Origin of the sequence: Ponticaulis profundi, assembly GCF_042659465.1 — a bacterium.
Classification (GTDB): Bacteria; Pseudomonadota; Alphaproteobacteria; order Caulobacterales; family Hyphomonadaceae; genus Ponticaulis; species Ponticaulis profundi.
The window spans coordinates 1-15251 of the sequence record NZ_JBHSSW010000033.1 but is presented as its reverse complement, the minus strand read 5'-3'; the positions used below and the strand labels follow the sequence as shown (position 1 = coordinate 15251).

Sequence of the window (15251 nt, the reverse complement as noted above, 5' to 3'; positions counted from 1 at the left end):
GGCGGCGGTGGCGGCGGCTTCCGTGGTGGTGATCGCGACGGCGGCGGCGGTGGATACCGTGGTGGCGGTGGCGGCGGCGGTTTCCGCGGCGGCGACCGTGACGGTGGGTCACGTCCTCCACGCCAACCAATGCAGATTGAAAAAGAAGGCGTCACAGGCGTCGTCAAGTTTTTCAATCAGGATCGCGGCTTTGGCTTCATTACGCCAGACGATGGCAGCGCAGACGTCTTTGTGCACATTTCCTCAATCGAACGCTCCGGTATCGAAGGCGTTGAGGATGGCATGAAGCTGACTTTTGACCTCGCAGCGGACAATCGCGGCAAAGGTCCAAAGGCCGTCAATCTGAAGCCTATCGAAGGCGAATAGGTCTTCACCGAATCTGTTTCGAAAAGCCCGCCACTGGCGGGCTTTTTTTGTACGTTACGTCAGCTATCAATTCCAATAGTTGCTGACCTTACGTCACCCTTTTCATTTGCCGAATTTAAGCAAAACTTTTTGTGATCTCTACGAATATTTCCAGAATATCGTCTTCGCCTTGAATAAAAAATCGATTAGACTTTCCAGCATAAAAGTACACTAGGGAGGAAACTATGCCGGACGGTTCAGCACCGCTGGATGGCGCATATCTGCGCGAAGCGCTGACACACGCGCATCATCCAACACTCGCCATCATCTATGTTCACCTGACGGGCGACACCCGCTTCATTGACGATCCCGCTTATCAACCGGAATACGAACTGATTAATGGTGATCCGGATGGCGGCATCGCCGAAGACGCGAAGAAAGTGCTTCGTGATGCCGTTGCAGACGCAATGGAAAAGTATGCCGAGACAGGCAAGCTGCCCTCACCACCAGACCGCGCGACGCTCCAGAAGATGATGGACTATGTTGCAACAGACCACATTCCTGACGAGTATTTCGACTTTCTGTCGCTTGAGCTCCCATTGGATGGAGAAGACAAGCGCATGCCAGGCCATGGCATTGATATCCCATCGGATTGGGCTGCCGATCACAAGATGATCATTATCGGTGCCGGCATGTCCGGCCTTCTGGCGGGCATCGTCTTTCAGTCCAAGGGAATCCCGTTCGAAATCATCGAAAAGAATCCGGAGCTGGGTGGCACCTGGTATGAGAACACATACCCTGGATGCCGCGTCGACAGCCCGAACCACATCTATTCGTATTCCTTTGAAGCAGACCATGAATGGCCGAACCATTTCTCGACGCAGGGCCATCTGCTGAGATACTTCCAGAAAATTGCAGACAAGTACGGCCTGCGTAAGCATATCCGCTTCAACACGGAAGTGACCGGCGCTGAGTATCATGACGATAATCAGACCTGGACGGTCACCATCAAGTCCAAGGATGGCAAAACCGAATCCCTGACATCGCGTGGTGTGGTCAGCGCGGTCGGTCAGCTGAACCAGCCTGCTTATCCGGAGATCAAAGGCCGCGATACATTTGCTGGTCCGGCCTTCCACTCGGCGCGCTGGGATCATTCGGTCGATCTGAAGGGCAAAAAGGTCGGCGTCATCGGCACAGGTGCCAGCGGCATTCAGCTTGTGCCGGAAATTGCCAAGGAAGTTGGCGAATTGCGCGTCTTCCAGCGTACACCTGGCTGGCTCGCCCCAACCGAAAACTATCACGACGCCCTGACGTCTGAAAAACTGCACCTGCTCCGTCAGATCCCCTTCTATCAGATGTGGTATCGCTTCTTCCTGTTCCTGAGCATGGGCGATGCGCCGCTGCTCTATCTGCAGATTGATCCGGCGTGGAAAGACTTCGACTACGCACCAAATGCGGAAGCGGCCGATTTCCGCAAGCAGATCGAGGATTACATCACCGAGCAGGCCAAAGGCGACAAGGCTCTGGCCGAGGCGGTGACACCGGACTTCCAGATTTCCGGCAAACGTTCACTGCGTGACAACGGCATCTGGCTCGAAACCCTCCGCAAGGATCATGTCACGCTCGATACGGGCAATATCCGTGAAATCACACCAAAAGGCATCATCACAGAGGATGGTGAGGAGCATGAGTTTGATGTCCTCATCTATGGCACAGGCTTCAAAGCCCAGGACTTCCTCTTCCCGATGACCGTCAAGGGGCGTGGTGGTCAGGATCTGCATGAGATGTGGGATGGAGACGGCCGCGCCTATAAGGGCGTGACTGTGCCGGGTTTCCCGAATCTTTATCTCATGTACGGGCCAAACACGAACATTGTGGTGAATGCGTCCATTATCTTCTTCTCAGAGAGCGAAGCGCATTACATGACCGTACTCATGAAGATGATGGCAGATGCCGGTGTTCATGCCGCTGATATCCGGAAAGAGGTGCATGACGCCTATAACGAGATGATTGATGCGGCGAATGCTCAAATGCCGTGGGCCTATGCCAAAGCGAACACATGGTATCGCAACAGCAAAGGACGCGTGGCTCAGAACTGGCCGCTCCGGCTCATCGACTTCTGGAACCAGTCTCGAGACGAAGAACCAGACTCTTACGAGATGTTGAAATAAACCAAATAAGGCGAGCCAGCGGCTCGCCTTTTTTTATCAGGCAAAAGCTTCTGCGTACGACGACGCGGAGCTTGTTCCTTTTGTGCAGACAAGCGTGCCCGACACCATATCGTGAAGGCATTTCTTGTCGGCATTGAACAGAGCCATCAGATATCCAATCCCGAATGGCACGATGTTCGAAAGTAAACGACCGAATGTGTTGCGCGAAATTACCTGGCCGAGAGACGGCTTTGTCTTCTGACTATTCACCACAACCAGGCCCAACGCCATTTTCCCAAGTGTTGCCTGCGTTGAGGAGGATTCCATTGCGATGGAATAAGCAGCTCTGAGCAGGATTTGTAGCCCCATCGACATGATCAGCGCGGTGAGCAAATCGCCGGTGAATGTTTCTGCCGGATCATAGCCGGGCTGGATCAAGACCGTTGTGCTTTGACCGAACACAAGCGGCTCGATCACAAAGGCATAAGGTATTCCCAGAACCAGCGTATCGATCAGATAGGAAAACAGGCGACGGAACGCGACAGGCTTGTCTCCTGTCTTTTCACCATTGCCAGCTCGCTTGCTCGCCGGTGCAGATGGCGATGTTTCCAGAAAACCAAGAGCGGAAGACGACGAAGACGTCTTCCGCGCAGACATCTGCTTGCGCTCGGAATTCAGAAAGCTTTGTGCCTCTTCGCTGAGCCCGCCCGCTGGCACACTGCCAACTGGTCGCCGCGCAGCCCCCGGCTGCAGACCTGTACGCCGCTTGCCGAAGCTTGCAGGTCCCTGCTTTTTCCCAAATTGTGTCATCCCACCACGGCTCCCTGATCCCCGGTTGGATAAGTTATAGCGCAAGCCAATTAATACAGCTTCCGATAGCAATATAAAATTTACATGAAATTCAAAAGAAAATGCCCTCGCCAATAGCGAGGGCATTGTAACCATTCAGCTCACTGAATTCGTTTAGCTTTCGCCGTCATCCTCAGACAGGAAGCCACGGTTTCGAAGCAATGGCTCCGGGCTTGGGTCAGCGCCGCGGAAGCGGCGATAGAGCTCGTCCGCCTCTTCGATTTCACCCGCTTCATAGACATTCTGCTTCAGTTTCTTCGCAAGATCCGGATTGAAAATGTCACCACTTTTCTTGAAAGCCGCAAATCCATCGGAATCGAGAATTTCTGACCAGAGATATGCGTAGTATCCAGCGGAATATCCGCCAGAGAATACGTGAGAGAAATACGGGCTACGATAGCGCGGCTCGATTTCCGGGATCAGGCCATACTCTTCCAGCACCTGACGTTCAAATTCGCGTGGATCCGTAATCGCAGCTGCTTCCTCAGGTGTCAGCATATGCCAGCGCAGATCCAGCAGGGACGCGGCAATGTACTCTGTGGTGCGGAAACCTTCGTTGAAGTTTGCAGCGGCCTGCATTTTCTCGACCAGCTCCATAGGGATTGGCTCACCGGTCTCATAATGCTTCGCATAGGCCGTCAGAACCTCTGGCTCACCAGCCCAATGCTCCATGATCTGTGCCGGAAACTCCGTATAGTCGCGCGGTCCACCAACACCGGACATACGCTCATAGCGGATCGTTGTGAGCAGCCCGTGAAGCGCATGGCCGAATTCATGATAGAGCGTTTCAACCTCGTCAAAGCTCAGCAGGGTCGGGTCACCTTCCGCAGGCTGGATCAGATTGAGGTTGTTGGTCACAATCGGACGAACGACTTCACCATCAATTTCAGAGGCGCCGCGATAGCCAGACATCCAGGCACCACCACGCTTGGAATCGCGTGCATAATTGTCGGCCATGAAGACGCCGATCAGGCTGCCATCCGGATTGCTGACCTTAAACGGCACCACGGTGTCATTCCAGAGCGGCACGTCATCCAGCGGCTCGAATTCGATGTTGAACAGCTTTTTGGAGACTTCGAAAACACTGTCGCGCATCGCAGACAGTTCGAAATAAGGCTTCAGCTGGCTGTCGTCGAACGCATATTTATCCTGACGTACTTTCTCAGCCAGATACCACCAGTCATGGCCCTCGACCTTGTATTGGTCTTCGCTGGCATCGACGAGGGCCTGCATGTCTGCAAGCTCCTCTTTCGCGCGTGCCAGCCCCGGCTCCCAGACCAGCAACAGGAAGTCGATCGCCTGCTGCGGTGTTTTCGCCATACGTGTCTCGAGCTGGAAAGCGGCGTGGTTTTCATACCCCATCAGCTGCGCCTTCTCTGCGCGCAGGCGAACAGTTTCCAGGATCAGTTCGCCGGAGTCATTCGGTCCGCCATTCGCGGCACGGAAACGGTAACCGTCGAACAGCTTTTTGCGCAGATCGCGGCTGTCAGCCTGCGTCATGAACGCTTCGTATGTTGAGCGATTAAGGTTGTAGAGCCAGCCCTCCTTGCCTTTCGCTTCCGCCGCCGCACGGCCGGAATTGATCAGGCTTTCAGAGAGGCCGGAAAGATTTGCTTCATCCGTGATGAGCAGCTCAAACCCGTTGGTCTCAGCGACCAGATTCTGTGAGAACTTGGTGCCGATCTCTGACAGGCGCGCATTGATCTCTTTGACACGTTCCTTGTCTTCAGCCGAAAGTTCTGCACCGCGGCGCTGGAAGTCACGATAGGTCAGCTCGACCAGACGCTCAGCCTGACGATCAAGTTCAAGCTCAGGCAGGTCTTCATAGACAGACTTCACGCGCTCAAAGAGAGCATCATTCAGATAGATCGCGTCTCGCTCGGCTGTAATCCGTTTGTAGAACTCGGCTTCCATACCACGCAGAACGTCATTCGTATCGGTGGCGGTCACATTCCCAAACACGCTTGATACGCGCCCCAGTGTCTCACCGGACGTCTCAAGCGCCAGAATGGTGTTCTCGAATGTTGCCGGCTCTTCGCTGGAAACAATCGCATCAATCTCAGCGCGGAGTTCCTCAATGCCCTGCTCCAGAGCCGGCATGTAATCGTCGTTCTCGATTTCGCCGAAAGGCGGAATACCAAATGGCGTATCCCATTCAGCCAGCAGCGGATTGTCGGATGTAGCCGGACTTGTCTCTTCAGCAACTGGCTCGGACGGAGTGGTCTCGGTTTTTGTTTCATTTGAGCAAGCGGCCAATAACGCGGTCGCGGTCACTGTCGCAAAAAGCCAGTTCTTCAGCATAAATAAGACTTCCTTTTTAGATAAGATGACGACAGACGCCGCCATCCCCGAACTATTTTGCCTGTTCTAAAGAGAAGAGAGGGAACATTCCACTCAAACTATCGGCTTACGCCATAATTTTCATGCAGATTTCCGATCACATCGTGAAATTCTGACACAAGTTCATCAAAGATTTGCGCGACCGGCTTGATATCATTGATCCGGCCAGCCACCTGCCCGGTGAGCGCGATCCCCGCCTCCAGGTCTCCGCCGAAATAGACATCCTGCACATTCGCAAACTCGGCAAAGATATTGTCGGAAGGATGTTTTTGCAGCCGCGATGTCCGCTCGGTACGAAGCGCGCGCAATGCAGGCCCCGGCCCCATTCGGTTCAGAAACACCGTGTCGGTTTCCTCAGCTTCGACAATCGCATCCTTCCAGTTCTGGTGCACAGGGCTTTCCGCAGATGACAGGATGCGGGTGCCAAGCAAGACACCTTCCGCGCCAAGCGCAAAGGCCGCAGCCATGGTCTTGCCATCTAGAATGCCGCCCGCAGCAATGACCGGAATATCCACTTTCGAACAGACAAGTGGCAGAAGCACCATGGTCGAAACATCGCGTGGGTTTTTGAAACCGCCACCTTCAGCACCTTCGACAATCAGGCCATCAACGCCCGCCTCAACGGCCCGCAGAGCACCCGATAAAGACGGGACCACGTGAAAAACCGTCAGTCCAGCCGATTTCAGCATGCTGGTATACTTCACCGGATCACCGGCGGATGTCGTGACGAATTTGATCCCCTGATCAATGATGAAATCAACAATGTTGGGATCCCGGACAAAAGCCTGCGCAACGTTCACGCCAAACGGTTTGTCGGTGAGATCACGCATTTTGATGATCTCCTCGCGTATGGCATCCAGTTCGCCTGATGACGTCTCGATAATGCCCATCGCACCAGCATTCGAAACGGCCGATGACAGGGGCGAGCGCGCGATCCACCCCATCGCTGCCTGCACGATCGGATATTCCGTCCCCAGCATGTCCGTGACGCGATTTTTGATCTTCATGACGTTCCCTCCAAATCTTTTTGGAGAAACTGAACAAAATCACCCGAAGAGGGAAGACCGCGAGCGGTATGATGACAGGGTTGTGATACCTGCCTCACCCGAGGCTCAACACATGCGCACATCCAATTGCCTCGAGAAAACGCTCGTCATGGCTCACAACCAGCAACGCACCGGAGAAACTGGCCAGGGCAGCCTCCAGAGTCTCAATCGTGTCGATATCGAGATGGTTTGTCGGTTCATCCAGGATCAACAATTGAGGTGGGTTGGGACTGCTCATCACCATGGCCAGACCGGCTCGCATGCGCTCGCCACCGCTCATGGTTTCCGGCAAGCGCAAGGCGTCACTGTTTCGAAATGCAAACCGCGCGAGCGCCGCATGGGCTTCATGTTCGGTCATGCCCGCATTGTGATGCATCATGGCGCTCAACAGCGTTTCACCACGAGGCAGCAGTGAAACATGCTGGTCCAGCATGGCCATCGGCACCTCAGCTCGACTGAACGTTCCGGTCGTCGGTTTCCATTCACCCGTCACAAGCTTCAGAAAACTCGACTTGCCTGAACCGTTCCGGCCACGCAGCGCCCAGCGCTGAGGACCTTCAATACGCAAACCAATATCCCGGAAAAGCGTGCGATCACCGAAAGAAAGGCTGATGTTTTCAGCCTGCACAAGCAATCGGGATGACGGCAGAGCAACATCCGGCAACTCGATTTTGACAGGCGTCAGAATTTCGATCCGACGACGCGCATTCTCAACACTCGACCGAGCCGCATCCAGCTGTCGCTTTTTCAGACCGGCATCACGCGACTGCGTGTTTTCAGAACGCTCCTTCTGAGCATCCAGAAACAGTTTGGATTGAGAGCGACTGGCCCGATCGACGCGCCCCTCTCTGGCACGGCGCGCAGCACGCTCCGCTTGCTTCTGAACGCCGCGTTCTGTCTGGGATAGCTCACGCGATGCCCGCTCCAATTCCGCCTGAGACCGTGCAAGCTCGGCGTCTCTGGCATCTGCAAAGTCCGACCAGCCGCCGGAAAACACCATCACACCCGTCGTCGACAAATGCACAATGCGGTCCATATGTTCGAGCAAATCGCGGTCATGGCTCGCCACAATCACGCCGCCCGGCCAACGGTCCAGAAGCCCGCCAATCAATTGACGCCCTTCCGCGTCGAGATTGTTCGTTGGCTCATCCAGCAATAAGAGATCCGGCGCTTGCAACCAGACCCGCGCCAACGCCACACGCGTTCGCTCCCCGCCACTCAGTATGGAAACCGGCGTTTCCAGCGGGAATGACCCGAGCCCAAGATCTGCAAACACACGCTCGATCCGCTCTTCGAGCAACCAGTCAGCGCGCTCTGCATCCTCAAGCGTCCCAAGACCGGCTTCAAGGCGCCTCAGTCGATCAACATCTTCACCGATGCCCAGCAGATCAACAATGCGTCCGCCGGAATCCGGAAGCTGCTCCAGCTCACCGCACGTTCCATTCAGACGCACATGTCCCGTCAAAGGGCTGCGCCGTCCGGCGATCAGATCAAACAGCGTCGACTTGCCCGCACCATTGCGACCAACCAGTCCAATACGTTGCGAGCCGACAGAAAGTGTCAGATCAGAAAAAAGGGGAGAACCATCAGGAGCGCTGGCACTAACCCCATCCAGGGTCAGAAAATGAGACATGAATCACCAAAGAAAGAGGAAGAAAAAGGGCTTATTTCCTCTGGGTGTTCATGTGCGCCTCCGTGCCATTCGTCAGACTTTGAAATTAGCTTGGGTTCGAAGCCAGTTCAAGCCTGCCAGCCAATTTTTTATTGATTTTCGACAAACCCTGTCGCAAAGGAGGTGAATGCGTAAGTTCAACCGAACCCAGATTCAACAGCAGACAAGCCGATTGAAATCGGAGGCGGAAGCTTGCGCGAGATTTGATGTTATGACGGACCAATAGCCTGAAAAGCATCCTTCAAGCCAACCCGCCCTCCGGCGGGTTTCGCTTTTGGAAGCCTGCCGAATTCGAACAGGACTTCCCATGTACACTTCCAATGATGAAATCGACTATATCGGCCTGAGGCTGATGATGCGTAGCCTGCCAAAACACCGATGGACACATGAGGCTCATGTGGCCGCGGCTGTCTGGATCCTTGAGTCAGACGCACACCATGCAGAGACGGACCTGCCGCCCATGATCCGCAGATATAATGTGTCGGTCGGGACAGCGAATACGGACACAACTGGATATCACGAAACGATCACACTGGCGTCTCTGCGCCGGATTGCGGTTTCGCTGGCCGCTTTGCCAAACGACCTCGCATGCTACAAAAAAGTGAATGCTGTGCTCGCCGAAGGACTCGCCAAACCGGACTGGATCTTCCGGCACTGGTCCAGAGAAAAACTCTTCAGCATTGAGGCCAGACACAACTGGGTAGAACCCGATCTTGCCCCCTTGCCGACATTCCCATCCGCTGCCCCTTCAATTGGCGCTGGCCGAGAGTGACAAGGCAGCCAGATAGCTTTCCATCATCCGAACCAGCTCGTCCTCTAGCTTGTCGCGGTCAAGGGCGAGCTCTGGTTCAGCCGCTGCAGCTCGCAACAGACATATCGCACCATGAGTCAGCACAAAGGCGGCTTCAGGACTCAATGGAAAGCGGAATTCTGCGCGCCCGCTGATCGAGTCGAGAAACGCCAGATGATGCGTGCTGAGGACACTCTCGCCCTTATGCCGGATCAACGCCTCTGACAGCAGAGCGCGGGTGGCGGGAGATCCGTCACCCCCGGTCATCAGCGCGCGTATGATGGCCCGCACGCTGCTTTGCTCCGGGGCCTTGATCAGAATATCTGCGATGCGATCCCGTATTGCCCTCGCATGTCGTTCGCCCAGTTCAGCCAGGATTTCCTCCTTGCTGGAAAAATACTGATAGAGCGTCCCGATACTCACGCCCGCGCGCTGAGCAATCAGATTGGTGTTTAAAGCGCCCTCACCTTCGTGTTCCAAAATCTGAAAGCCTGCTTCGAGAATGGCTTCGACACTGGCTTGCGCTCGCGCCTGCCTGGGACTTCTTCGTTTCTTTTCAGACACTTGAACACCTTCCTCCGACTGAACTGCAATCGGACTGCAATGTGAGTAGAAACCTGAGCATTACTTACATTATATCTGAGAGGAAGATTTTATTTGCTGATTTGGAGCCTCACATGGGCAACAGCCTGGATCATGTTTACGAACGCATTGCTTACCAGCAGGCGGCATTGCCGGTGATGTATGGCGATGTGGATTTCGAAATCACACCGGAGCGTTTTACATCTGACCTGTCACAAAGCTCCCTGCCGTCCTCTCAGCTGAAACATGGCCAACCGCCTGAAGAGATGATCGAGCGGGTACGGGCCTATTCCATGCTCGGTGACGTCACCGCAGATGCCTACGCGGCGCTGATGCCGGAATACGGCTTCAAACGCCTGATCGATATGCTTCAGCTTGCATGCGACCAGGGCGTGGAGGCCGTTCCTGATGCACCGCCAGAGCTGGTCAGCCTGATCCGTGAAATGGAAGTCAAACCTGATTGGCTCGACATGGATCTGGTCCGCAAGGGGGCGCGACTGAACCGCCTGCCAGCCGCCGTCACGGCACCGTGGATGATCCGAGGTGCTTTTCTGGCAACCTTCCTGAACAAATACGCGGCGCTTCCAATGGCCATGACGGGCACGCTTGGCCACACAACATCGGCAAAACGCGTCAATGAAACAGCGACCTTCTTTACCGTCACAACACTCGACGGTGCGCTGGATCGCTATGGTGAAGGCTTCAAGGCGGCCGCCATGGTGCGCATGATGCATTCCATGGTGCGCTTCAATGTGCTTCGCCATAAAGGCGCCTGGGACGTCCCTGTTTACGGCATCCCTATTCCGCAAGTGGACCAGATGCCTGCCGGGCTGATTGATGTCTTCCTCCTGGCTTATGCCATGATCGATGCAGGACGCACCGAGTTTACGGCGGACGAACGGGCACGCGTCGAATTCAGCCGTTATCGCTGTTATCTTCTGGGTCTGCCGGAAGACCTGCTGATGGACACGCCACAAGGCATTGTCGACATCATGAATGCCCGTAATGGCACGCTTCGCAAAGGCTTTGATGACGAAACCTGCGGCGCGCTGATCCGTGCCACACTGGCAGCCTATCTTCCGCCAGACAAATCGCTGGGCAATCGCATGTTCGATGCTGTCGAACGACGGATAGCACGCGTGATCTTCGTTCAGCACTTCCTGGGCGGCGACCAGCGGGCATCTCGCGACATGGGCATTGAAATCAAATGGAGCGACTACGCGCTGGCTGCCCTGCTTATGCCAACCATTGCAGCCAAGACGGCAATCTACCGTCAGGCGCTCAAATCTCCTGTTCTTGGAAAATGGGCGGACGACCGGCTGACCCGGCGGATTCACAAGCTCCTGCACCGCTATGGCCATGCGGAATTCAAAAGCGATGCATCCGCTTACAAACCGACCATGCAACAGCGTGCTGATGGTCAGGCGCAGCCGGGGTAAGAATTTAGCTTGGCGAGCTGACAGCCGACGTTACATTTCAGGCCATGAATCTCGCCACACTCGATCTGAACCTGCTCGTTGTCTTTGATGCGCTCATGAATGAGCGCCATGCAACGCGTGCCGGACAACGCATTGGCTTGTCGCAGCCTGCGATCTCGAAAGCCCTCAACCGGCTAAGAGCGCTTTTCGATGACGAATTGTTTGTCCGCACTGCGGACGGCATGCAGCCAACGCATCGCGCGATAGAGCTTGCCGGACCTGTCAGCAAAGCACTCCGCCAGATTGAGCAAGCTCTCACGCCCGGAGAGTTTGATCCGGCGACAGCCGAAGGCATCACAACGATCATTACCAATGATCTGGTCGCGAGCACCGTGCTCCCGGAATTCCTGCACTATCTGGAAGAACATGCCCCGGGCATCGACATTCGGCTGAAGCCAAGTCTGACGGGGGCTTTTGAGCATCTAGACCGTCAGGAAGCCGATATTGCGATCACGGCGACGACCAGCCATCCGGACCGATTTGTCTCTGAAACCGTGTTGCAGGAAAGCTTTGTCGTCCTGATGCGTGCTGGCCACCCGCTCGCGCAACTGGAGATGACGCCGGACGTGTTCGCGAGCGCCCGCCATATCATGGTCTCTGTCACAGGCGATGGGCGCGGTGATGTGGACACCATTCTCGAAGGATTGGGCCTTTCCCGCCGGATCGGCATCACGCTCAACCATTTTGCCGCTGGTCCGCCAATCCTGGCTGCAACAGATCTTCTGATGATTTGTCCAAGCGGGCTCGCCGGACGCCGCGCTCAGCAGTATGGGCTCATCATGAAGCCGGTGCCATTCGAGCTTCCCCCCTTATTCGGGCTCATGCGGATGATCTGGCTTCGGCGCGCAAGCGACACGCCAAGCCATCGATGGGTGCGGCAGGCGCTGATCGAGACCTTTAACAATTACCGAAAAGCATAATTCATATTCCCATTATTCATTGGAGGAATAACGAAACAGGCGACATCTTCTGACTATGGCTTCACGCCAATGATCAGAAGGATAAGACCATGAAACGCTTGATCGTGACGACCCTTACCGCAGCCGCGCTTTGCGGTGCACAGTTTGCATCTGCCGGTGACCGCATCAGCGCTGACTTCACACTCGATCAGTCCGCAACCCATGCGGAAAACTACGCAGCCATGAAAAAGACGGCCGAAAGAGCCTGCGATCACGCCACGCACCGCGCGGACACATTTGTCGAACGCATGCAGAAAGATCGCCAAAATCTTTGCGAGGCGGAACTGCTGTCTGCTGCCATCACCGAATTCGACCTTCCAGAGCTGAAACAACTGCACCGCCAGGACTTCGCGCCAGCACGGATTCAGCTTGCCAGAAATGGTCAGTAGCACGCCCTAAAGCTGCTGATCTCTCTCTGCCACGACGGCTCGTTTCGTGGCAGACCGGGACCCTAGACTGTCAGGAAGCGGCGTGTTCGCCCGCTGCTTCCTGGTCTTTTTCGGTACGCTTTTTCCCAAAGCCCGAAAGACGCTCTCCCCAATCTTCAAGATCCCGAAGATCGCGGTCGAGCTGTGCCATCGTCCTTGTAAAATCAGGGCTGGTCTCTTTTTCCCAGGCGTCTTCGGCGCGGAACAGAATACCCGATAAAATCACACTGCGCGCTTCGAGCAGGCTGTTGTCGAGGCCGGCACAGGTCAGAATCCAGCGTGCCGATTTCACGCGTCGGCCAGCTGCTTTCAAACGCTCCACCGGACGTTTTTTCCAGTATTTTCGAATTGCCAGAACACTGTCGCGATGATCTTCCATCGCCTCGAACCGCAACATAGCGACGTCGAAAATACGCTCGCGCGCTGTCTCATCCTTTGAGACTGGCTCGCTGCCACAGGCTTTATCAAACTGTGTTTCGATGGCTGACAGAACGCCGTCGAGATCCAGACGATCGTAGAATTCAGACAGAGGCAGGCCAGCCTTTTCTGCGACATCCGTCAGGGATACATGCTTCCAGGCTTTTTCTCGCGCCAGCGCAAGTCCGGCTTTGGCGGCCTGTTCCTTGAGCTCACTCTTTGACATTGCCATAATGCACCTCCTCGGTTTTACGACCATCCCTGAAAAAGAGATGAGCGATCCCCGGCAGACATCAAGGTACGGCTTCAAAAAACCGCAGACTTAAAGTGGTGGGAAAGGTCCGAGTTTCACCAATCCTTCGAAGCTGATCTCGTCGGCAAGCTTCAGAACGGATCTGGTACCGATTTGCTGAAAAGGTGCGATCTCCTTCAGCGGAGCAAGTACGAATGCGCGCTCGGAAATATGCGGGTGCGGCAGAATGAGATCATCAGTGACAACATGATGGTCCTCCATGAACAGAAGATCGATATCGATGAGGCGCGGCCCCCATTTCTCTTCACGCTCGCGCCCCATATCCTGCTCAATCTTCAGAATGAGCGATAACAGCGCGTTTGGGGTCAATGATGTTTCAACCAGCAGACAGGCATTCAGGAAAGCTGGCTGATCGGTCTTTCCCCAGGGCGGTGTTTCCCAGATGGAAGAGGCCTGAAGGATATCTGTCACCGGCAAGGCCTGAATCGCTCGCGCCGCCTGCAACAGATGATCGCGGCGATCTCCCAGATTAGACCCAAGACCAATGCCGGTGTGTGTCATGCCCGCTCCCGCCGGATTGCGATACCGACATAATCCACAATATGACGAACCGGGGCGTTCGGTTTTCGAATTTCAATTTCCAGCGCGCTGATCAATGCAAACTTCTCGAAAATGGCGCTTGCAATTCGGTCGGCCAGCGTTTCGATCAGGTTGAAGACGTCTGCCTCCGAGACGGCGCAGACGAGGTCACAGATCTCGCCATAACAGACGGTCTCATCCATCTGATCATGAACACCAATTTTGCCATTCAATTCGCAGACAAGATCCACTTCGAATTTCTGCCCGAGAGCTTTCTCGGCCTGTTTCACGCCGTGAAAACCATGAATACGCAAATTGCGGATGATGACTTTGCTATGCGTCATGTCCGGCCTGTTCCAGTCTTTCAAAAATTGTCAAAGCATCACGATGCTCGCGAACATCATGCGCACGAATGATGTGGGCGCCGCGCGTCAGGGCGTAAAGGTGTGAGGCCAATGTTCCGGGCAGGCGCTCATCGACCGCCCGATCCAGTGTCAGCCCGATAAAACTTTTTCTGGAAAAGCCAACAAGCACCGGGCAATCAAAGACGTTCAGCTTATCGATATGATGAATGACATCAAAATTTTGCTGAATGGTCTTCGCAAATCCGACACCCGGATCCAGCCAGACGCGCGAACGCGGTACGTTCACAGAATCGAGCTTTTCGAAAGCCCTCTCAAAGAAGCCGATCATGTCCGCGACCAGATCAATGCCGTCCTGCCTTTCACCCCGATGATAGGTCACGATGATGCCCGCCTGCGTATCCGCAACGGCCTGAGGCATATCCGGATCACCCGTCAGCCCTGTTACATCATTGATGATCACCGCTCCGGCTTTCACAGCCGCGTGCGCCGTCTCAGCTTTATAAGTATCTATGGAAATCGGCGTATCGCCGTCAGCCAGCGCCTCAATCAGGGGCACAACGCGCGCGATCTCATCTGCCGCAGAAACCTTCTCGGCTCCAGGGCGCGTGGATTCGCCTCCGATATCCAGAATATCCGCCCCCTGCTCTACGAGCGTATTCGAGTGAGCAAGTGCTTTTGGCAGGGCATCGAACTGTCCGCCATCTGAAAAGCTGTCAGGCGTTACGTTCACAATCCCCATAATGAGGCGGTCGGCGCGCGCGCGCCGCAAAAGGCTGTCGCGCTTTTCGGCCTGGATCAATTGAGAAATGAAAGCCTCCCCTAAAACAGAAAACAGGACAGATCGGGCTGTCCTGTCTTCAATACCCTTGCTCTCCCGGAGGCAAGCAATTGCAGGGAGAGTTGGGAGGAAACGACCCGCCCAGCTGGGTGGGGGGGTGGGGACGCGAGGGCGGGCCGTTCTCGATGCGAAGCCTCAGAGGTTAGCTTCGCTCTCGATT

Annotated in this window: 15 protein-coding genes; 6 read left to right on the top strand and 9 right to left on the bottom strand. The window is 55.1% G+C overall.

Annotated features, from left to right (window positions below; translation table 11 throughout):
• Positions 1–366, top strand: a 366-nt coding sequence (locus tag ACFQDM_RS15280) for a cold-shock protein (protein ID WP_377380520.1), incomplete at its 5' end; no start/stop codon positions are given.
• Positions 367–590: 224 nt separating this feature from the next.
• Complete coding sequence (locus tag ACFQDM_RS15275) at positions 591–2516, top strand: flavin-containing monooxygenase (RefSeq protein ID WP_377380518.1); 1926 nt, start codon at positions 591–593, stop codon at positions 2514–2516.
• A gap of 36 nt (positions 2517–2552) precedes the next feature.
• Here ACFQDM_RS15275 and ACFQDM_RS15270 read toward each other — a convergent pair whose 3' ends face one another.
• The 4 genes from ACFQDM_RS15270 to ACFQDM_RS15255 all read right to left on the bottom strand — a co-directional run bounded on the left by ACFQDM_RS15270 (position 2553) and on the right by ACFQDM_RS15255 (position 8363).
• A complete protein-coding gene (locus ACFQDM_RS15270; RefSeq protein ID WP_377380516.1) occupies positions 2553–3305 on the bottom strand; it encodes an RDD family protein in 753 nt (250 codons plus the stop codon).
• A 153-nt stretch (positions 3306–3458) separates the two neighbouring features.
• Entirely contained in the window at positions 3459–5645 is a 2187-nt protein-coding gene (locus tag ACFQDM_RS15265; protein ID WP_377380514.1) for a M3 family metallopeptidase, read from the bottom strand.
• A gap of 98 nt (positions 5646–5743) precedes the next feature.
• Positions 5744–6691, bottom strand: a complete 948-nt coding sequence (locus ACFQDM_RS15260; protein ID WP_377380512.1) for an NAD(P)H-dependent flavin oxidoreductase — start codon at positions 6689–6691, stop codon at positions 5744–5746.
• Between the two features lie 94 nt (positions 6692–6785).
• A complete protein-coding gene (locus tag ACFQDM_RS15255; RefSeq protein ID WP_377380510.1) occupies positions 6786–8363 on the bottom strand; it encodes an ABC-F family ATP-binding cassette domain-containing protein in 1578 nt (525 codons plus the stop codon).
• Between the two features lie 346 nt (positions 8364–8709).
• On the opposite strand from ACFQDM_RS15255, the gene ACFQDM_RS15250 reads away from it, so the two are divergent.
• A complete protein-coding gene (locus ACFQDM_RS15250) occupies positions 8710–9174 on the top strand; it encodes a hypothetical protein (protein ID WP_377380508.1) in 465 nt (154 codons plus the stop codon).
• On the opposite strand, the gene ACFQDM_RS15245 is transcribed toward ACFQDM_RS15250, so the two are convergent.
• On the bottom strand, positions 9151–9756 hold the full coding sequence (locus ACFQDM_RS15245) for a TetR/AcrR family transcriptional regulator (RefSeq protein WP_377380506.1): 606 nt from the start codon (positions 9754–9756) through the stop codon (positions 9151–9153). The genes ACFQDM_RS15250 and ACFQDM_RS15245 overlap by 24 nt on opposite strands.
• A gap of 113 nt (positions 9757–9869) precedes the next feature.
• Between ACFQDM_RS15245 and ACFQDM_RS15240 the strand changes: the two genes are divergently transcribed.
• The 3 genes from ACFQDM_RS15240 (at position 9870) to ACFQDM_RS15230 (ending at position 12600) form a co-directional block, all read left to right on the top strand.
• The gene (locus ACFQDM_RS15240) at positions 9870–11213 is read left to right on the top strand and encodes an oxygenase MpaB family protein (protein ID WP_377380504.1); all 1344 of its coding nucleotides are present in this window, start codon (positions 9870–9872) and stop codon (positions 11211–11213) included.
• 44 nt (positions 11214–11257) lie between these two features.
• Complete coding sequence (locus ACFQDM_RS15235) at positions 11258–12172, top strand: LysR family transcriptional regulator (RefSeq protein ID WP_377380502.1); 915 nt, start codon at positions 11258–11260, stop codon at positions 12170–12172.
• Positions 12173–12261: 89 nt separating this feature from the next.
• A complete protein-coding gene (locus ACFQDM_RS15230) occupies positions 12262–12600 on the top strand; it encodes a hypothetical protein (protein WP_377380500.1) in 339 nt (112 codons plus the stop codon).
• A 70-nt stretch (positions 12601–12670) separates the two neighbouring features.
• Here ACFQDM_RS15230 and ACFQDM_RS15225 read toward each other — a convergent pair whose 3' ends face one another.
• From ACFQDM_RS15225 to folP, 4 genes are all read right to left on the bottom strand, one after another.
• Entirely contained in the window at positions 12671–13288 is a 618-nt protein-coding gene (locus ACFQDM_RS15225) for a hypothetical protein (RefSeq protein ID WP_377380498.1), read from the bottom strand.
• A gap of 90 nt (positions 13289–13378) precedes the next feature.
• Positions 13379–13870, bottom strand: a complete 492-nt coding sequence (gene folK, locus ACFQDM_RS15220) for a 2-amino-4-hydroxy-6-hydroxymethyldihydropteridine diphosphokinase (protein WP_377380496.1) — start codon at positions 13868–13870, stop codon at positions 13379–13381.
• On the bottom strand, positions 13867–14232 hold the full coding sequence (gene folB, locus ACFQDM_RS15215; RefSeq protein WP_377380494.1) for a dihydroneopterin aldolase: 366 nt from the start codon (positions 14230–14232) through the stop codon (positions 13867–13869). The genes folK and folB overlap by 4 nt, the downstream gene beginning before the upstream one ends.
• On the bottom strand, positions 14222–15052 hold the full coding sequence (folP, locus tag ACFQDM_RS15210; RefSeq protein WP_377380492.1) for a dihydropteroate synthase: 831 nt from the start codon (positions 15050–15052) through the stop codon (positions 14222–14224). Before folP ends, folB begins: the two co-directional genes overlap by 11 nt.
• Positions 15053–15251: the final 199 nt, after the last annotated feature.